Origin of the sequence: Mesorhizobium huakuii (assembly GCF_014189455.1) — a bacterium.
Taxonomy (GTDB): domain Bacteria; phylum Pseudomonadota; class Alphaproteobacteria; order Rhizobiales; family Rhizobiaceae; genus Mesorhizobium; species Mesorhizobium huakuii_A.
Genome location: NZ_CP050296.1, coordinates 1,909,688 through 1,927,348 on the forward strand (window position 1 = coordinate 1,909,688; position 17,661 = coordinate 1,927,348).

16 protein-coding genes and 1 pseudogene are annotated in these 17,661 nt (G+C 63.2%); 10 read left to right on the forward strand and 7 right to left on the reverse strand.

The genetic code is table 11. From position 1 onward, the window contains the following. Positions 1–8: 8 nt before the first annotated feature. From phnE (HB778_RS09340) to HB778_RS09350, 3 genes are all read left to right on the forward strand, one after another. Positions 9–923, forward strand: coding sequence for a phosphonate ABC transporter, permease protein PhnE (phnE, locus tag HB778_RS09340; RefSeq protein ID WP_432421262.1), 915 nt, complete (start codon positions 9–11; stop codon positions 921–923). A 3-nt stretch (positions 924–926) separates the two neighbouring features. Continuing rightward, a complete protein-coding gene (phnE, locus tag HB778_RS09345; protein WP_183463266.1) occupies positions 927–2,294 on the forward strand; it encodes a phosphonate ABC transporter, permease protein PhnE in 1,368 nt (455 codons plus the stop codon). Positions 2,295–2,581: 287 nt separating this feature from the next. Further along, positions 2,582–3,652: an ISAs1 family transposase gene (locus tag HB778_RS09350; protein ID WP_244661879.1), complete on the forward strand. Its 1,071-nt coding sequence runs from the start codon at positions 2,582–2,584 to the stop codon at positions 3,650–3,652. A gap of 152 nt (positions 3,653–3,804) precedes the next feature. Here the strand turns inward: HB778_RS09350 and HB778_RS09355 are convergent, their stop codons facing one another. The 3 genes from HB778_RS09355 to HB778_RS09365 are packed head-to-tail and all read right to left on the reverse strand — an operon-like array spanning position 3,805 to position 6,996. Further along, entirely contained in the window at positions 3,805–4,656 is an 852-nt protein-coding gene (locus HB778_RS09355) for a sugar phosphate isomerase/epimerase family protein (protein WP_183463268.1), read from the reverse strand. A gap of 42 nt (positions 4,657–4,698) precedes the next feature. Then, a complete protein-coding gene (locus HB778_RS09360; protein ID WP_183463270.1) occupies positions 4,699–5,886 on the reverse strand; it encodes a Gfo/Idh/MocA family protein in 1,188 nt (395 codons plus the stop codon). Positions 5,887–5,940: 54 nt separating this feature from the next. Continuing rightward, positions 5,941–6,996, reverse strand: a complete 1,056-nt coding sequence (locus HB778_RS09365; protein ID WP_095199747.1) for a sugar phosphate isomerase/epimerase family protein — start codon at positions 6,994–6,996, stop codon at positions 5,941–5,943. Positions 6,997–7,398: 402 nt separating this feature from the next. On the opposite strand from HB778_RS09365, the gene HB778_RS09370 reads away from it, so the two are divergent. The 5 genes and pseudogenes from HB778_RS09370 to HB778_RS09390 all read left to right on the forward strand — a co-directional run bounded on the left by HB778_RS09370 (position 7,399) and on the right by HB778_RS09390 (position 11,662). After that, entirely contained in the window at positions 7,399–8,286 is an 888-nt protein-coding gene (locus HB778_RS09370) for a sugar phosphate isomerase/epimerase family protein (RefSeq protein ID WP_183463272.1), read from the forward strand. Between the two features lie 60 nt (positions 8,287–8,346). Further along, complete coding sequence (locus tag HB778_RS09375) at positions 8,347–9,516, forward strand: mandelate racemase/muconate lactonizing enzyme family protein (RefSeq protein WP_183463274.1); 1,170 nt, start codon at positions 8,347–8,349, stop codon at positions 9,514–9,516. Between the two features lie 2 nt (positions 9,517–9,518). Beyond that, a pseudogene (locus tag HB778_RS09380) lies at positions 9,519–10,237 on the forward strand (FadR/GntR family transcriptional regulator). 2 nt (positions 10,238–10,239) lie between these two features. Beyond that, complete coding sequence (locus tag HB778_RS09385; RefSeq protein WP_432421244.1) at positions 10,240–11,232, forward strand: hydroxyacid dehydrogenase; 993 nt, start codon at positions 10,240–10,242, stop codon at positions 11,230–11,232. Positions 11,233–11,272: 40 nt separating this feature from the next. Then, complete coding sequence (locus tag HB778_RS09390) at positions 11,273–11,662, forward strand: hypothetical protein (protein WP_183463277.1); 390 nt, start codon at positions 11,273–11,275, stop codon at positions 11,660–11,662. 18 nt (positions 11,663–11,680) lie between these two features. On the opposite strand, the gene HB778_RS09395 is transcribed toward HB778_RS09390, so the two are convergent. Continuing rightward, positions 11,681–12,979: an amidase gene (locus tag HB778_RS09395; protein ID WP_183463278.1), complete on the reverse strand. Its 1,299-nt coding sequence runs from the start codon at positions 12,977–12,979 to the stop codon at positions 11,681–11,683. A gap of 116 nt (positions 12,980–13,095) precedes the next feature. Here HB778_RS09395 and HB778_RS09400 point away from each other — a divergent pair, with 116 nt between their 5' ends. Beyond that, complete coding sequence (locus tag HB778_RS09400; RefSeq protein ID WP_183463280.1) at positions 13,096–13,443, forward strand: GFA family protein; 348 nt, start codon at positions 13,096–13,098, stop codon at positions 13,441–13,443. Between the two features lie 114 nt (positions 13,444–13,557). On the opposite strand, the gene HB778_RS09405 is transcribed toward HB778_RS09400, so the two are convergent. Further along, positions 13,558–14,772 (reverse strand): MFS transporter, encoded by a 1,215-nt coding sequence (locus tag HB778_RS09405; protein WP_183463282.1) that lies wholly within the window; start codon positions 14,770–14,772, stop codon positions 13,558–13,560. A 186-nt stretch (positions 14,773–14,958) separates the two neighbouring features. Between HB778_RS09405 and HB778_RS09410 the strand changes: the two genes are divergently transcribed. Next, positions 14,959–15,942: an AraC family transcriptional regulator gene (locus HB778_RS09410; RefSeq protein WP_183463283.1), complete on the forward strand. Its 984-nt coding sequence runs from the start codon at positions 14,959–14,961 to the stop codon at positions 15,940–15,942. Between the two features lie 43 nt (positions 15,943–15,985). Here HB778_RS09410 and HB778_RS09415 read toward each other — a convergent pair whose 3' ends face one another. Then, positions 15,986–16,405: a nuclear transport factor 2 family protein gene (locus HB778_RS09415; RefSeq protein WP_210308072.1), complete on the reverse strand. Its 420-nt coding sequence runs from the start codon at positions 16,403–16,405 to the stop codon at positions 15,986–15,988. 101 nt (positions 16,406–16,506) lie between these two features. Further along, entirely contained in the window at positions 16,507–17,592 is a 1,086-nt protein-coding gene (locus HB778_RS09420) for an ABC transporter ATP-binding protein (protein ID WP_183463285.1), read from the reverse strand. Between the last annotated feature and the right edge of the window lie 69 nt (positions 17,593–17,661).

Consider the following 17,661-nt stretch of genomic DNA (forward strand, 5'->3'; position numbering starts at 1 on the left):
CCCACCAGATGGCCGATGCCTGGCGACGCCAGACGTCGCTGCGCCGGTTCTACACAGTGCTTGGCGTCGGCCTGCTGCTCGCCGCGATGTTCGCCAGCATGTGGTTCGCCGACGAGGCCAATGCCGGCCATTTCTTCGACCGGCTGCCGCATATTCTGGATTTCTTGAGCTGGCTCATCCCCAAGGACTGGAACGATGTCTGGCGGGCACTGTTCGACGTTGCCTCGCCGCATGACACCGGCACGCAGGAATTCAACTTCCCGCTCGGCCGTATCTATGTCTGGGGCGGCTTCTACATCCCCGAATATTTCGAGCTGATGATCACCACGGTCAATGTCGCCTTGGTCTCGACCTTCATCGGCTTCATCTTCGCGGTGCCGTTCTCGTTCATCGCGGCGCGCAATCTGACGCCCCATCCGCTGCTGCGGCTGATCGTCAAGCGCTTCATGGAATTGCTGCGCGCCTTTCCGGAGATCGTCATTGCCGGCCTGTTCGCGGCCATCGTCTCGATCGGCCCGATCGCCGCCATCATCGCCATCGGCCTGCATTCGATCGGCGCGCTCGGCAAGCTGTTCTACGAGATCAACGAAAACATCGACATGCGTGCCGAGGAAGGTCTGCGCGCGGTCGGCGCCAACTGGTTCGAGCGGGTGCGCTTTGCCGGCCTGCCGCAGGTGCTGCCCAACTTCATGTCCTACACGTTGCTGCGCGTCGAGATCAATGTCCGCATCTCGACCATCATCGGCGCCGTCGGCGGCGGCGGCATTGGCGAGGAATTGAAGCTCTCCATCTCGCGCGGCTTCGGCGCCAAGACGCTGGCACTGGTGCTGCTCCTGTTCACGACCATCTTCATCATCGACCAGTTTTCCGCCTGGCTGCGCCGCAAGCTGGTCGGCGAGCAAGCCTTTATGATGGGGGCTTAAACCATGGCGACGATGACCGCCGAGGAGATGCTGTCGATCGAGGAGCGCTATCCCCAGGTGTTCCGGCGGCCGCTGTACAAACGCTTTGCGCCGCTCTTCCTGTTCGTCGGCATCCTGACTTACCTCATCTATGTCCTGTGGTTCTTCAGCCTGCCGCAAGTTCTGCGGGAATCACACTGGGAGCGTCTGCCGCTGTTCCTGACACAGTGGATCAGCTACGATTTGCAGCCCGAGTTCCGCCTCGACCAGCCTGAGATCACGCCAAAATACCCGCGCTTTTCCGCGCTTGGCGAAAACCCGAACCCCGACTGGGTGATCAAGAATCCGGACGGCACCTTCACCGTGCTGATCGATGGTCCAGCGAAATCCGTCACCTTCGACAAGGCGCAGGCGACGATCGTGGCCAATGGCGAGACGGTGCCGGTTGCGCTGACCAGCGGCAAGCCGGTGGCCACAGGGCCGGTACCGGACTGGATCACCGCGCATGATGACGAGGTGGTCGCCAAGATGGGCTTCGTCGGCGAGGTGCGCGTCACCGTCGACCGCGTCAAGGTGCGCAAGCGCTTCCTCGGCTGGGCGAATTTCGTCTTCGACACACGCTCGCCCTTCTTCGGCAAATCAGCGGGAGAAGTGGTCTCGCTGATCGTGTCCGGTCCCGAGCTGAAGCCGGGCACCTCGAACCTCGCACTGGCCGGCGAAAACATCTGGAACAACGCCCAGTGGCAGCACGGCGACGTCTGGACGAAGCTTTTGCAGACCATCGTCATGGCGTTTCTGGGCACGCTGCTCGGCGGCATCGTCGCCTTCCCGCTTGCCTTCTTCGCCGCCCGCAACATCACGCCGAGCGGCGTGCTCAGCCAGGTGCTGAAGCGCTTCTTCGACTTCATGCGCTCGGTGGATATGCTGATCTGGGCGCTGTTCTTCACCCGCGCCTTCGGCCCCGGTCCGCTGGCCGGCAGTGCCGCGATCTTCTTCACCGAGATCGGCACGCTCGGCAAAACCTATTCCGAGGCGCTGGAAAACATCGACGACAAGCCGCGCGAAGGTGTGCTGTCGACCGGCGCCAACGGCCTCCTGGTGCAGCGCTACGGCGTGATGCCGGAAGTCATCCCGGTCTTCATCAGCCAGACGCTCTACCAGTGGGAATCCAACACCCGCGGCGCCACCATCATCGGCGCTGTCGGCGCCGGCGGCATCGGCCTGAAACTGTGGGAAGCGATGCGCACCAACTCCAACTGGGCCAACGTCTTCTACATGGTGCTGCTGATCCTGCTGGTCGTCTTCATCTTCGACAACATCTCCAATTTCCTGCGCCGCCGGCTGAGCCGGACGATCCACGACTACAACAGGATCCAGGCCGAGCAGGGTTAACCTTGTGACGCGTAAGCGCGGGCATGGTTTAGACTAGTGCCGCGCCAAGGGTCGACCCCCACTCCGTCGAGCTGCGCTCGACACCTCTCCCCGATCGACGGGGGTAGAGGAAAAGCGCCAGGCTGTCCGAGCCGACGCCTGTCCCCCTAGGCCGAGGCTTTCTTCCTCTCCTCAGCCACCAGGCTCCCCTTTCCTCTCCCCCGTCGATCCAGGGGAATCGCATATGGCGATTTTGGGCTTGAAGTTGGTTTGAGAAGGGATTCTTTGGGAAGGCAGTCCAGCGAGGAGTGACTGCCATTACCAGCCTTGAGAGCTATTTCGGTACGGTGCCTGATCCGCGCGCGGCCAACGCCACACATCGGCTTGGCGACCTGATCGTGATGATGATCGCTGCGAGCCTGTGTGGCGCGACCAGCGCAACGGAGTTTTCGTTGTTCGCGCAAGAGCGCAAACAGGCGCTGTCGCGCTTGATCGACTATGAGGAGGCGCCTAGCCACGACACCTTCTCGCGGCTGTTGCGCCTGCTCGATCCGGAGGCCTTGGGACGGGCGTTCGCCGCCTTTGCCGCAGGCTTTGCCCAGGCACGTCAGGGTGTGGTCGCACTTGATGGCAAGGCGCTGCGGCGGGCCTATGAGAAAGGCCTTGCGGCCAGCCCGCCCCTGACGGTGTCGGCCTTTGCCAGCCAGACGCGGCTGTGTTTGGCGGCGGTCTCGCCCGGCGACGAAGACAATGAGGTCGAGGCTGCCCTCAAGGTCGTCGAACTCATTGATCTTACTGGCCGATTGGTCACGGCCGATGCCCTCCACTGCCACACGCGCATGGCCAAGGCCATCATTCAGCGCGGCGGCGACTATCTGCTCGCACTCAAGGGAAACCGCCGGCATTGGTTGGCTCGGGCCAATCAACAACTGGCCCAGACCACTCCCGCCGTCACTGAGCGGACCGAGACCAGCCATGGCCGCAACGAATGGCGGCAGGCAGAGGTCGTGGTGGCGGCTGAACCAATGATGCCGGGGCACAAGGCCTTCATCCGCATCACCAGCCGGCGCGATCAGGCCGAGCCGCTGACGCGCCTGTTCATGGCCTCAACGCTGCTGTCGCCACAGCAGGCGATCGACCTCACCAGAGCCCATTGGCAGATCGAGAACGCACTGCACTGGATGCTCGACGTTCATCTGCACGAGGACCTCAGTCGTGCCCGCAAGGACAACGCTCCCGCCAACACCGCCCTCATCAACCGCATCGCCAGAAATATCCTTCAGGCCGCCGACATCGACAAAGTCCCCATTAGCCACCGCATCAAGAAATGCGCTTGGAATGACGACTATCTCATCCAGGCAATCGCTCATATGCGATAGCCCTGCTCCGGAGGGGGAGAGGTGGCTCGGCGAAGCCGAGACGGAGTGGGGGAACCACTTGGCAATAGCCACAAACGCAAATGCAAAATGGACCAAGCGCAATCATCGTCTCGCCTCGCGCCAAGGGTCACCGACGCACCCGATCAGGGCGCCTAAGCGGCCTTCTTCCACCCATTCCTGATATGCTTGTACCCCTCGCGATAAACCGCTTCCGGGCTCTCGGAAAAATCGCGCCACACCTTCGTCGCCGCCGCCAAATCCTTCAGCGAACGTCCAAACGACTCGATCGTCAACCAATCGTCATAGCCGCTCTTGCGGATCGCCGCGAACGTCTCTTTCCACGGAATGTTGCCGCGTCCCGGTACGCCGCGATCGTTCTCCGATATGTGGATGTGCACGACATTCCTGCGGTGCTTCGTGTAGGCCGCGATCGGGTCGGCCTCCTCGATATTGGCGTGAAAGGTGTCGTACATCGCCTTGATGTGCGGCCTGCCGATAGCGTCGATGTGCTCCGACAGGTCCGCCATCGTGTTGAAGAGATAACATTCGAAGCGGTTCAGCGCCTCCAGCCCGATGGTCACGTTCCGCGTACCGGCATGGTCGCCGATAGCGCGCTGCGAGGCGACGGACCGGTTCTTCTCGGCGGGTGTCGGACCGCTGCCGGAGAAGGCGCCGAGCGTCGAATGCAGCGGCCCACTGAGTGTCCTGGCGCCAAGTGCATCGGCGCAATCAATCGCCCATTTCATGTAGGCGATACCGGCCTTGCGCGTTGCCGCATCCGGCGAGATCAGGTTCATCGAGCGATCACCCATCGCCGAGACCGCGGTCCGCTCCAGCCCGATGCGATCGAGCAGGTCGCCGAGCTTTTTATAATCGTCCGGCGTGCCGGCGAAGACCGGAATCTCGACGCCATCGAAGCCCGTCGCCTTGATGTCGCGCAGCAGCGGCTCGTGCTTCTTCGACACCGCTGTCGTCCACAAAAACATGCACATGCCGATTTTCATCGACGCCCCTCCCCCCGTTTGATCCCCCGGATCATTTTTGTTTTAGAGTTTCGTCCACGTTCCATTCTTCTTCGAAGACTTCACACAGGCCTCGATGAAGGCCATGCCCTCGACGCCATCCTCGATGGTCGGGAAGACCACATCCTTTGCCGGCTTGCCACCCTTCTTGCGTGCCGCACGAATGGCGCGTGCCGCTTCCTGATAGATGTTGGCGAAACCTTCGAGATAGCCCTCCGGGTGGCCTGACGGCACACGGCTGACACGGCCCGCCACCGGCAGCGCGCCGGCGCCGTTGCGGGTGATCAGCTGCTTCGGCTGACCAAATGGCGTGTACCAGAGGTAGTTCGGATCGGCCTGCACCCATTCCAGCCCGCCCTTCGAGCCATAGATGCGCAGCTTCAGCCCGTTCTCATGGCCGGGCGCCACCTGGCTGGCCCAGATCATGCCCTTGGCCGGATGCGTCTTGCCGGTGGGCTTGAAGCGCAGCATGACGTTGACATTGTCGTCGAGCAGCCGCCCCGGCACGAAGGCGTCGAGATCGGCCGACAGCGAATCCAGTTCCAGCCCGGAGACGAAACGGGCAAGGTTGTAGGCATGCGTGCCGATGTCGCCCAGCGCGCCGCCAGCACCCGCCTGCTTGGGATCGCCACGCCACGAGGCCTGCTTCTGGCCGGTGGCGGCGAGGTCCTCGGTCAGCCAGTCCTGCGGATATTCCGACTGCACGATGCGGATGTCGCCGAGCACGCCCTTGGCCACCATCTCGCGCGCCTGCCGTACCATCGGATAGGCCGTGTAGTTGTGGGTGAGCACGAACACCTTGCCGGTCTTCTCGACGATGGCCGCGAGCTTTTTCGCCTCGGCCAGCGTCGTCGCCAGCGGCTTGTCGCAGATCACGTGGATGCCGGCTTCGAGGAAAGCCTTGGCTGCCGGCACATGCACATTGTTCGGCGTGACGATCGCCACCGCCTCGATACCGTCAGGGCGCTTGGCCTCGGCCTTGGCCATCTCGGCATAGGAGGCGTAGCTGCGGTCCGGATCGAGCCCGAGTTCGGCGGCCGACGCCTTGGCGCGCTCGGGATTCGCCGACAGCGCACCGGCCACCAGCACGAACTCATTGTCCAAGCGTGCCGCGATCCGGTGCACCGCCCCGATGAAGGCGCCTTGCCCGCCGCCGACCATGCCATAGCGGATCGGGCCGCCTCCCGTTTCCGACTTCGATGCGCCGACCATGTTTTCTCCCTCGTGTCTTGGATGCTCCTCCCCATCAGGGAAGGATAAGTCGTCTCAGATACCCATCATCGCGCGCAGCAGCTTCTTGTCCGTGGTGCCGCTGGCAAAATCGTCGAATGCCCTTTCCGTCACGCGGATGATGTGATGCTGGATGAAAGGCGCCCCTTCGGCCGCGCCGTCTTCGGGATGCTTCAGGCAGCACTCCCATTCCAGCACTGCCCAGGAATCATAGTTGTACTGCGTCAGCTTGGAGAAGATGCCGCCGAAATCCACTTGCCCGTCGCCGAGCGAACGGAAGCGGCCGGCGCGGTTGGTCCAGCTCTGATAGCCGGAATAGACGCCTTGCCGGCCGGTCGGGTTGAACTCGGCATCCTTGACGTGGAACGCCTTGATGCGTTCGTGATAGATGTCGATGAATTCGAGATAGTCGAGCTGCTGCAAGAGGAAGTGCGACGGGTCGTAGTTGATGTTGCAGCGCTTATGGCCGCCGACCGCGTCGAGGAACATCTCGAAGGTTGCGCCGTCGAACACGTCCTCAGACGGGTGAATTTCGTAGCCGACATCGACGCCATTGTCCTCATAGACATCGAGGATCGGCTTCCAGCGTTTGCCGAGTTCGCCAAAGGCCTCCTCGATCAGTCCGGCCGGCCGCTGCGGGAAGGGATAGAGGTAAGGGAAAGCCAGCGAGCCCGTGAACGACACCGAAGCATTCAGCCCGAGATTGCGCGATGCCTTGGCGCCGAACTTCATCTGCTCGACCGCCCATTTCTGCCGCGCCTTCGGATTGTTGTGGACCGAGGCCGGCGCGAAGCCATCCATCTGGGCGTCATAGGCAGGGTGCACCGCCACCAACTGCCCCTGCAGATGCGTCGACAATTCCGTGATCTCGACGCCGGCATCGGCACAGATGCCCTTCACCTCGTCGCAATAGGCCTTGGAAGAGGCTGCTTTCTTGAGATCGAACAGGCGCGCGTCCCAGGTCGGGATCTGCACGCCTTTATAACCGAGACCGGCGGCCCATTTGGTGATCGAGGCCAGCGAATTGAATGGCGCTGCATCACCCGCGAACTGCGCCAGAAACAGTCCAGGGCCCTTCATTGTCGTCGGCATCGGCATCCTCCCTCATTGTGTCGCGACCAAGCATAGCGCCGATTGGAAGCAGGGCCAGCCATTTTGGTCTTTTCGCACCGGGCGCTTTGCAGGCACTGCCATTCTGGTATTACCAAATAGCGGAATTTGGTCAAGCCTCGCAATGCATCTTCAAAGCCCTCGGCATAACAGAAATATCGACATATATCGCAATACAATCAATGGAATAATTCGCACAAAAAGTTGCGCTGCCGCACTTCTTGCCGTTCCCTGGAATTTGCTGTAGACCTCACTTCAGGCCCAATTGGTCGAACCAGTTTGCGAGAAAAAGGCTGGGGATGCCTTGGGGAGGAACCCTTGCGTCGTCTTTCGGCGATGCATGTCGCAGGCAAACCATACGGACGAATTTGGGAAGGACAGACCATGCATCTTTCGACGCACAACTGGATGCGCGCGGAGCCGTTGGAGGTGACGCTGAAGCGCATCAAGAAATTCGGCTATGAGTCGATCGAGATTTCCGGTGAGCCCGAGCAGTACAAGACCAAGGAGACGCGGGCACTTCTGAAGGAGCATGGCATCCGTTGCTGGGGCGCGGTGACCTTGATGCTGGGCGAACGCAACCTTGCCGCCAAGAACCAGGGACAGCGCGAGCGCTCGGTGCAGTATGTCAAGGACGTGCTGACCATGGTCAGCGAACTCGATGGTGAGATTATCACCCTGGTTCCGGCGACCGTCGGCAAGGTGGTGCCGGATGGTACCGAGGAAGAGGAATGGAAGTGGGTGGTCGACGCGACCCGCGAATGCTTCACCCACGCCAAGAAGGTTGGCGTCAAGATCGCCGTGGAACCGCTCAATCGCTTCGAGACCTATCTGTTCAACCGCGGTGCCCAGGCGCTGGCGCTGGCCGACGCGGTCAGCCCCGAATGCGGCGTGTGCCTCGACGCCTACCACATTCATATGGAAGAATTTAACGTCCATGACGCCATCCGTCAGGTCGGCAAGCGCCTGTTCGACTTCCATGTCGCCGACAACAACCGCTTCGCCGCCGGCCTCGGCCAGATCGACTGGCCCAGGATCGTCGCCACCTTGAAGGAAGTCGGCTACGACGGCGCGCTGACCAACGAGTTCGTCGCCCCGGTAGACCGCACGCCGGCAGCGCCCTATCCCGAAATGGTCGAGCGCCACCCGGTCGATATCTCGCCCGAGCAGCTGAAGTTCATCCAGGACCACGGCTCCAGCGTGCTCACCGAAAAATTCTACACCGACCAGATGCGCATCACGGCCGAAACGCTGCTGCCGCTGATCAAGTAGTCGACCGCTTCCTGGGAATTTGCCCTTTCGCCCTGACAGGCGGCAGGGCTGGGGAAAGACATGCGCATCAAGACCGTCCAAGCCTGGTGGGTCCGCATCCCAATCGAAGCCGCGAAGCAGCATCGCAGCGACTTCGGCCAGGTGACGACCTTCGACGCCGCCATCCTGCGCATCGAAACCGATGACGGGCTGGTCGGCTGGGGCGAAGGCAAGAACGCCGCCGGCAGCGCCGGCAGCTACGGCGCCCTTGTCTACATGCTGAACCACGAGGTCGGTCCGCAATTGATCGGCCGCGATCCGGCCGATATCGGCATCATCTGGGAGATGCTCTACAATGGCGTGCGCCACGACAGCGCCGCGCGCGCCGGCCACGCCATGCCGCAACTGGCGCGGCGTGGCATGAGCATCGCCGCCATCAGCGCCGTCGACATCGCGCTCTGGGACATCCTCGGCAAGTCGCTCGGCCAGCCGGTTTGGCGGCTGCTCGGTGGCCGCAAGGTCGATCGCATGCAGGCCTATGCCTCCGGCGGCTGGGCAGCCGCCGATGCCATCGGCGAACAGCTGAAATCCTACATCGCCCGGGGCGGCTTCAAGGCGCTGAAAATGCGGGTCGGCGCCATGGATGGCGCAGCACACATTTCCGCCGCCCGTGTCCGCGCCGCGCGCCAGGCCCTCGGACCCGATGTCGAGCTGATGGTCGACGCCCACGGCACCTATACGGTTGCCGAAGCCAAACGCTTCATCCATCTCGTCAGCGACCTCGATCTCGCCTGGTTCGAAGAGCCAGTGATCGCCGACGACAAGCCCGGCATGGCGGAAGTGCGCGCCTCCGGCGCCGTGCCGATCGCCACCGGCGAAAGTGAGGCGACCCGCTATGCTTTCCGCGACCTCGCCGTGCTCAAGGCGGCCGACATCTTCCAGCCTGATCCCGCCTTCTGCGGCGGCATCAGCGAGGCGATGAAGATAGGCACCATCGCCAGCGCCTTCAATCTGCGCTTTGCGCCGCATTTGTGGGCCGGCGCGCCCTGCTTCTTCGCTGGCTTGCATGTCTGCGCCGCTTCGCCGTCGAGTTTCACCGTCGAATATTCGCTCGGCGCCAACCCGATGATCCACGATCTAATCGAAGAGACTGTCGAAGCAACGGACGGTATGATAGCGATCCCGGAAAAGCCCGGATTGGGGTTCACCGTTTCGGAGCGATTCCTGGAGGCGCACGCGCAACGCAATTGACGATGAAAGAAAAGAACCTTCTCGCGGAACTCGCCGCCTATCTCTTCTCCCACTCGGACAGCGAGACCGGCCGCACGCCATCGGAACGTGAGCTGGCGGAGCATTTCGGCGTCAGCCGCGCCAGATCCGCGAGGCGCTGGCCATCCTCGAAGCCATGCGCATCGTCGAGCGTCGCGCCAAGTCCGGCATCTACATCGACACCAAGCAGGCGAGCGTCGAAGCGCTGGCGCTGTTTGCGCGTGCCGGCCTGCCGCTCGATCCCTTGCAGATCTATGAAACGGTCGAGTTGCGCAAGATCCACGAGATCAAGGCCGCCGAGCTTGCTTGTTCGCGCGCCACCGAGGAGAATTTCGAGCGGCTGCGCGAGATCCTCAAGGCTTCCGAGGAACGCATCGCCGCCGGCGAAGGCCTCGCCAAGGAAGACCGCGAGTTCCATCTGGAGATCGTGCGCGCCACCAAGAACAGCGTCTTCCACAACATCTGCAGCGTCTACTATCTGATGGGCGAACAGCGCCTGCCGATCTATTTCAACGATCCCGAACGCAGCGTGCGTTCGCATGCCGAGCATGTGCAGATCTACGAGGCGCTGCTGCGCCGTGATGGCAATCTCGCCCAGGCGTTGATGAGCGCCCATCTGCAAGGCGCGGAGAGCTACTGGAAGGGCCTGATCGAGGGCGGCAAGGCGGTTGCGCCCGCGAGCGCCGTACTCGAAAAGGCCTGATCGTGGCCCAGACCGTGCCAAAGATCCTGTCGACCCATCCGCTGCACCCACGTGCTTCGGCCAGGCTCGCCGGCGCTGGCCAGCTTGTGATCGCATCGGCGCTTGATCCTGCCACCTTGGCCAGGGAGGCCAAGGACGCCGACATCGTCATCGTGCGCGCGCCACTGCCGCCAACGCTGTTCGAGGGCGCCTGGAAGCTGAGGGCCGCGATCCGCCATGGCGCTGGGCTCGACATGATCCCGATGGAGGCGGCGGCGGCCGCCGGCGTGCTGGTGGCCAACGTGCCGGCGGTCAATGCGCGCTCGGTCGCGGAACATGTCATGTTCACCGCACTTGCGCTGCTGCGGCAATTCCGCAGGGTTGACCGCGATTTGCGCGCCAAAGGCTGGCTCGCCGGACGCGAGCACGCCAATTCCAACATCGAGCTCGCCGGCAAGACCATCGGCATTGTCGGCCTCGGCGCCGTCGGCCAAGCCGTCGGCCATATCGCCGCGCACGGCTTCGACCTGAAAGTGGTGGCAACGACGCGCAGCATGCAGCCGGCGCCCGAAAAAGTCGGCTTCCTGTCGATCGACGCGCTGGTCGAGCAGAGCGACATCATCGTGCTGTGCTGCCCGCTGACGCCGGAGACGCGTGGCCTGATCAGCCGTGAGCGCATCGCCCGCATGAAATCCAACGCGCTGCTGATCAACGTTTCGCGCGGACCGGTCGTCGATGACGACGCACTGATCGAGGCCTTGCGGGAACGCCGCATCGGCGGTGCAGCACTCGACGTGTTTTCGACGCAGCCGCTGCCGTCCAATCATCCCTATTTCGGCTTCGACAACGTCATCATCACCCCGCACATGGCCGGCATTACCGAGGAATCGATGATGCGCATGGGCGTCGGCGCGGCGGGCGAAGCTCTGCTGGTGCTGGCAGGCAAGCTGCCGGTCAATCTGCGCAATCCGGAAGTGGTCGATCATTACCGGCAGCGGTTTCCGCTCGACATATAGCAATCGCGGTTTCGCCCCAATTCTCCGCGACGGTGCTGCCATGTCCGGTCTTCGCCTCGCATTGCTGGTTGCCGCAACCTCATCCATCTGCACCATGCCGGCATTCGCCGCAGCCGAGAGCAGCTATGTCTACTGCGACAATGGGCTGCGCTGCTTCAAGGCGCCCTGCCCGTCGAACAGCGCGCTCGACCTTGCCACCGGCGCGATCATCAAAGGCGTGTCGATCGACACCAGCGGCTTGCCGCAGACCGACAAGGCGATAGTGGATCAGTCCGACGTGCTTTACAGCGGCAAGATCGTCGTCAGAGGCTCGATCGAGCAACGCGCCCAGACCATCACCGGCAAGGATTACAGCCTGCCATGGCTGGTCGCGACCCGTATCGTGCGCACCGCCAACGACAGCGAACGCAAGCACTGTTCGGCGCACTGACTATCCGACAATTGCCGATCATCCGCCAAGCAGCCTCTCCACTTCAGCAGCGATCCGCAGCAGATGCCGGTCATGGCCGTTGCGTGCCACCAGCATCAGTCCGGCCGGCAGCGTCATGCCGGGCATGGGCAGCGAGATCGCACAGAGGTCGAACTGGTTGGCGACCTGCGTGTTGCGCAACAGCAGGCCTTCGACGCGGTCGCGCAGTTCGGCATCCTCGGCCAGGGAAACGATGGTCGGCGCCGTCACCGGCGTGGTTGGCAGCGCCAGCGCATCGACCGATGTCAGCCGCTCATCCATGGCGGTGACAAGCGCGCTGCGGCGGCGCAGGGCCCTGATATAGACTGGCGTCGGCAGCATGGCCGCGCGCGACAAGGGTCCGCTGACATGCGGATCGACCGGCACAGATGCGCCCGTCGCCAACCAGTCGGCATGGATCTCGGCTCCTTCCATGGCAGCGATCGAGCCACGTTTGGTGACGGTCCGCATATCGGCAATGAAGTCGTCGATCGATATTTCCACCAACCGCGCCCCTGTCCGCTCGATCTTGGCAAGGCTGCGATCGAAGGCCGCGCTGATCTCGCTTTCAGTGTCTTCGAAAAGACGGCCGCGCGGAATCCCGACACGAAGCCCGGCAAGCGGGAGCGGCAGATGCAGCGGCGGCGGTTCCTCTCCGGCCATCGCAGCGTCTGCAACCGCACATGCAGCAACGCTGAGAGCCAGCGGCCCGATCGAATCCAGTGTCGCGGACAATGGAAAGGCGCCGGTCAACGGCACACGCCGCGCCGTCGGCTTGAAGCCGACGACACCATTGAGCGCCGCCGGAATGCGGATCGACCCGCCAGTGTCGGAACCGATCGAGATGTCGCTCGTCCCCTCGCCGACGGAAACGCCGGCGCCTGAGGACGAGCCGCCGGGAATGCGGCTGGCATCGGCGGCATTGCCGGGCGTGCCGTAATGCATGTTGTCGCCGATCGCGGTGAAGGCGAATTCGGTCATGTTGGTCTTGCCGATGATGACCGCGCCGGCCTGCCGCAGCCGGCTGACGATGGCCGCATCGCGCAGCGCGGGTGCGGCGGTCCGAAGCATCAGCGAGCCGGCCGTGGTCGCCTCGCCCGCGACATCGAAGAGATCCTTGATCGAGACGATGGTGCCGTCGAGCGGTCCAAGCGTCACGCCGGCTCGGCTGCGGGCGTCGCTGGCGTCAGCCGCGGCCCGCGCGGCCTCGGCATAGAGCTTGGTGAAGACCTTCTCGTCGGCCGCACGATTGGCAAGGCGTGACAGGATGATTTCGAGATAATCGCGGACTGATTGCATATCGATGTCGGACTCCGCCAAGGTAGAGCGTCTTTAAGGCAAGCAGCCGGTTTGGCTTGCGGAAGGGATAACCCGGCCAGCGTGCCTTTGCACCTGCCAGCCATAGGAAGATGCTGATGCTGTACAAAGGCAGCTGCCACTGCGGCAAGGTCGCCTTCCAATTCAAGGCGGAGCTGACCGGTGCCATCAGGTGCAATTGTTCGATCTGTTCGCGCAAAGGCGCGCTTCTATGCGCCATCCCGCATGAGAGCCTGACTCTCCTGGCCTGGGGCGATGATTTGGGCACCTATACATTCGGCAATCACGCCATGGCGCACCGCTTCTGCCGCACCTGCGGCATCCATCCTTTCGCCGAGGATGTCCGTGAAGGCAGTGAACGCAGTGCCTATGTCAACCTCAACTGCGTCACCGATCTCGACCCGTCCACTCTGTCGATCTTCGATTTCGACGGGCGCGCAGTCTGAAGCTACCGGCAAGCCGCCGCATTGGCTGACATGCGTTTGTTGCCGCCATCACGGCGGCAGCGGCCCGAAAACCATGATGGTTCTCCGGCCGCTGGATAGGTCAGAGGTAAGAAACTATTCGGCCTGCTTCGGGCCGCGCAGGAACACCACGATCGCCGCCAGCAGCGTTGCGGTGCCGCAATAGGCGAAGGCGCTGGCCACGCCGGCATGGTCGACCAGCAGGCCGCCGAAGACGGCGCCCAGCGCAATCGCCACCTGGAAGGTCGCCACCATCAGTCCGCCGGCGCTTTCGGCCTGGTCGGGCGCCGCCCGCACCAGCCAGCTCTGCAGCCCGACCGGCACCGCACCGAAGGCAAAGCCCCAGGCGGCAACGGCAGCCGCGGCGATCGTCGGCGACGCGCCGAAGATCAGCATCGAGGCGGCCGCCAGGGCGATCAGCAAGGGCGCCAGCGCCACGGCTATCTTGAGGTTGCGCTCCGCCAGAAAGCCGCCGGCGATGTTGCCGAAGAACCCGCCTATGCCATAGGCCAGCAGCACCAGCGAGATCGTCTCTATGTGGAGCACCGGCACCTTTTCGAGGAAGGGGCGCACATAGGTGAAGCCGGCAAAGTGCCCGGACGCCACCAGCAGCACAACCAGCAGGGCCACCCGGATCGACGGCCGCTCCAGCACGTCGAGCAAGGTGCGGAAGCTCGCCACACCCACCGGCGGCAGCTTCGGAATGGTGGCCAATTGCACCAGCAGCGCCAGGGCGCCGACGATGGTGGCAATCATGAACGCCGTGCGCCAGCCCCAGATGTCGCCGACATAGGCGCCGACCGGGGCGGCGGTGACGGTGGCGAGCGAAACGCCGGTCAGGATGATCGACATGGCGCGCGGCATCAGCCGCATCGGCACCAGCCGCAGCGCCATGGCCGCCGACATCGCCCAGAAACCGCCAAGCGCCACGCCCAGCACGACGCGGGCCAAGAGAAGCATGGGCAGCGACGAGGCAAAGGTGGCGAGAAGGTTGGACAGGATGAGGAATGAGGTCAGCATCCACATCACCAGCCTGCGGTCCATGCGCCCTGTGATGATGGCCATGGTGGGCGCGGCAATGGCGCCGACGATGGCGGTTGCCGTCACCGCTTGCCCGGCCACGCCTTCGGTGACGCCGAGATCATGCGCCATTGGCGTCAGCAGGCTGGCGGGCAGGAATTCGGCGGTGACGAGGCCGAAAACGCCAAGCGCCAGCGAAACCACGGCGCCCCATGCCGGCTCGGTTCGTTCATCATTGTCTACGGGGTTCAGAAGTGTGGCGTCGATGACGCCTGTCGCGGGTTCGGCCATGGTCAGTCTCCGATCTGTTTGCGGCGCCACATGGGGGGAATGACCGGCCGGGGTTCCACCCGTTTCCATGCCTTGCCGTGATGGCTTGGCTATGGGGATGATCTCCGGCTTGTTTGCGCCGCAACATTTGGCTGTACGGCAACATAGGGAGTGACGGTCTGGAGTTTCCATGCTAGAAACCCCATTATGTTTGACCGTTCGTCCAAAATTCCGATCACCGGCGACCCGCTGACGGACATATTGCGCGGCCTGCGCCTCGACGGCGTCGAATATGGCCGCTTCGAGCTGAAGGAGCCCTGGGGCATCCAATTCCCGGCCCAGCCGGCGGCACGGTTTCATTTCATTGGCCGCAAAGGCTGCTGGCTAAAGCAGCCGTCCGGCGAATGGGTGGAAATCAATGCCGGCGATGCGATCCTGCTGCCGCGCGGTGCGACCCATGTGCTTGCCAGCGAACCCGGCGCGCAGGCCTGGCCGATCCACGGCTATGAAGTCGAGGAGGTCTGCAAGGACGTCTATTGCATGTCGAACGAAGGCATGTCGGAATGCTGCCGTCCGGGAACCCTGTTGTTCTGCGGCAGCATGTACTTCAATCTTGACGGCTTGCATCCCCTGCTCGGCATGATGCCGGATGTGATGCGCACACATGAGCTGGAGGCCTATGAGCCGGGCATTCCGCATCTGCTGGAATCGATGGCGCGCGAAGTGACGATGGAGCGCGTCGGCTCCGGCGGCATCCTGGCGCGGTTGGCCGACGTGCTGGCCGCCACAGTCATCCGCTCATGGGTCGAACGCGGCTGCGGCGACTCCTCCGGGTGGATCGCCGCCGTCCGGGACCGCGACATCGGCCGCGTGCTGGCCGCCATCCATCTCGAACCGGACCATGACTGGACGGTCGAGTCGCTGGCCCGGATGATGGGCGCCTCGCGCTCGGGCTTTGCCGAACGTTTCGCCACCATCGTCGGCGAAACGCCGGCAAGATATGTCACCCAGGTCAGGATGCATCAGGCACGGCAATGGCTGGTCCGCGACCGGATGAAAATTTCCGTCGTTGCCGCCCGCCTCGGCTATGAATCGGACGCCGCCTTCAGCCGTGCCTTCAAGCGCGTCATCGGTTCGGCGCCCAGCCACCTGCGCGCCGAGGAACAGGCCGATATCCGCCAGGCAAGCTGAGCCGCTTACGCTTGCGAGTTGCGTGTCTCCGTCCAGTCGACCATCAACTTGCGTTCGGCAAAGAGCCAGGGCCGTCCAGCTTCACGAATTGGTCGAGATAGCGGATCGAGGCCAGCATCAGGGTTCGGTTCTCCCCTTTTACCGTCAGGTGATGCGCGATGCAGTAACTCTCACCGCTTGCCCGGTCGCCGTCGAGGTGAACCGTGCTCTGGCCATTGAAATGCGTGGTGGCCTGATACTGATTCAGGTCGGCAAAAACAGGCGCAAGAGCGTCGTGGCCGTGGAGGACATAGGTCGGTTCGGCGGACCTGCTGTCCATGAACACGTGAAATGCCGTGTCTTGCGTGAACAACGCCATTTGTCCTTTGGCGTCCTGTCGATCGGCGCAATGAGCATAGGCGTCAATCAGGTTGCGGATCGCAAGGCGGTCGGCCGCCTCCTGGGGCGTGACTGCATTGACCATGCGCTATCCCTTGTCGGACTGGCGGACATTGAAGCAGGCAAAAGCATGGCGTATCGGCGACGGCTTGTCGAGCACCGGACCGCAACAGCATCCCGCTGCATTCAACTCGCGTGGCGCAGGCTTATCCCACTACCCTTGTCGAACAGCACCACCTTGTCGGGGTTCCAGGCAAATCGCACCGGCTGCTCGATGGCGACATCGGTCCTGGCCGGCACCGTGGCGCGCAGTGTTGTATCGCCGACCCGAAGCGTCAGGATCTTTTCCACACCATGGTTCTCGACATCGTGGACGCGCGCTTCGACGGGAGCGCCGCTCTCGAGATAGACATCCTCCGGACGGATGCCGAAGACGAGCGGGCGACCATCGGTCGCCGCACTCGCCTTGGCTCCCCCTGAAAAGGGCAGTTCGAAATTCAACGGCGCCATCACAGCGCGGCCGTTCACCAGTTTGCCGTCGATGAGGTTCATCGGCGGCGAGCCGACGAAGCTCGCCACATAGGTGTCGCGCGGATTGTTGTAGATCTCATGCGGCGTGCCGGTCTGGATGATGCGGCCATGGTTCAAGACCCCGACCTTGTCGCCCATCGACATCGCCTCGATCTGGTCGTGGGTGACGAACAGGAAGGTGGCGCCGAGCTGCATCTGCAGGTTCTTCAGTTCCGTCCGCAGCGCCTCGCGCAGCTTGGCGTCGAGCGCCGACAGCGGCTCGTCCATCAGGAACACGCGCGGCTTGCGCACGATGGCGCGGCCGATCGAGACGCGCTGCATCTCGCCGCCCGACAGCCGGTCGGTCTTGCGGTCGAGCAGATGCTCGATGCGCAGTGTGCGGGCGGCGCGATCGACGCGATCCTTGATCTCGGCGTCGGGCAGCCGGCGGATCTTCGGCTTCAGCGGGAATTCGAGATTTTCGCGCACCGTGTAGCGCGGATAGAGCGAATATTGCTGCAGCACCAGCGCCACGTCGCGCTCGGCCGCGCCCCAATCGGCGACGTCGACGCCGTCGATAAGGACCTGGCCTTCCGTCGGCTTCTCCAGTCCGGCGATCAACCGCAGCGTCGTCGTCTTGCCGGCGCCCGTCTCGCCAAGCAGCACGAAGAACTCGCCATCGGCGATTTCGAGGTTGAGGCTTGTCAGCGCGGTGTGGCCACCGAACTTCTTGGTGATGTTCTTCAGTTCGATATGGGCCATGTTACCGTCTCAATTTCTGTTCGAGGGCGTCTGCCCTCCGCTATGGCTCCGGGCGTTCGATTGTTCGAA

Coding starts and splice junctions, on each gene's coding strand:
- phnE (WP_432421262.1), top strand. CDS start 9: ATGGCCGATGCCTGGCGACGCCAGACGTCGCTGCGCCGGTTCTACACA.
- phnE (WP_183463266.1), top strand. CDS start 927: ATGGCGACGATGACCGCCGAGGAGATGCTGTCGATCGAGGAGCGCTAT.
- HB778_RS09355 (WP_183463268.1), bottom strand. CDS start 4,656: ATGAAAATCGGCATGTGCATGTTTTTGTGGACGACAGCGGTGTCGAAG.
- HB778_RS09360 (WP_183463270.1), bottom strand. CDS start 5,886: ATGGTCGGCGCATCGAAGTCGGAAACGGGAGGCGGCCCGATCCGCTAT.
- HB778_RS09365 (WP_095199747.1), bottom strand. CDS start 6,996: ATGCCGACGACAATGAAGGGCCCTGGACTGTTTCTGGCGCAGTTCGCG.
- HB778_RS09370 (WP_183463272.1), top strand. CDS start 7,399: ATGCATCTTTCGACGCACAACTGGATGCGCGCGGAGCCGTTGGAGGTG.
- HB778_RS09375 (WP_183463274.1), top strand. CDS start 8,347: ATGCGCATCAAGACCGTCCAAGCCTGGTGGGTCCGCATCCCAATCGAA.
- HB778_RS09390 (WP_183463277.1), top strand. CDS start 11,273: ATGTCCGGTCTTCGCCTCGCATTGCTGGTTGCCGCAACCTCATCCATC.
- HB778_RS09395 (WP_183463278.1), bottom strand. CDS start 12,979: ATGCAATCAGTCCGCGATTATCTCGAAATCATCCTGTCACGCCTTGCC.
- HB778_RS09400 (WP_183463280.1), top strand. CDS start 13,096: ATGCTGTACAAAGGCAGCTGCCACTGCGGCAAGGTCGCCTTCCAATTC.
- HB778_RS09405 (WP_183463282.1), bottom strand. CDS start 14,772: ATGGCCGAACCCGCGACAGGCGTCATCGACGCCACACTTCTGAACCCC.
- HB778_RS09410 (WP_183463283.1), top strand. CDS start 14,959: ATGTTTGACCGTTCGTCCAAAATTCCGATCACCGGCGACCCGCTGACG.
- HB778_RS09415 (WP_210308072.1), bottom strand. CDS start 16,405: ATGGTCAATGCAGTCACGCCCCAGGAGGCGGCCGACCGCCTTGCGATC.
- HB778_RS09420 (WP_183463285.1), bottom strand. CDS start 17,592: ATGGCCCATATCGAACTGAAGAACATCACCAAGAAGTTCGGTGGCCAC.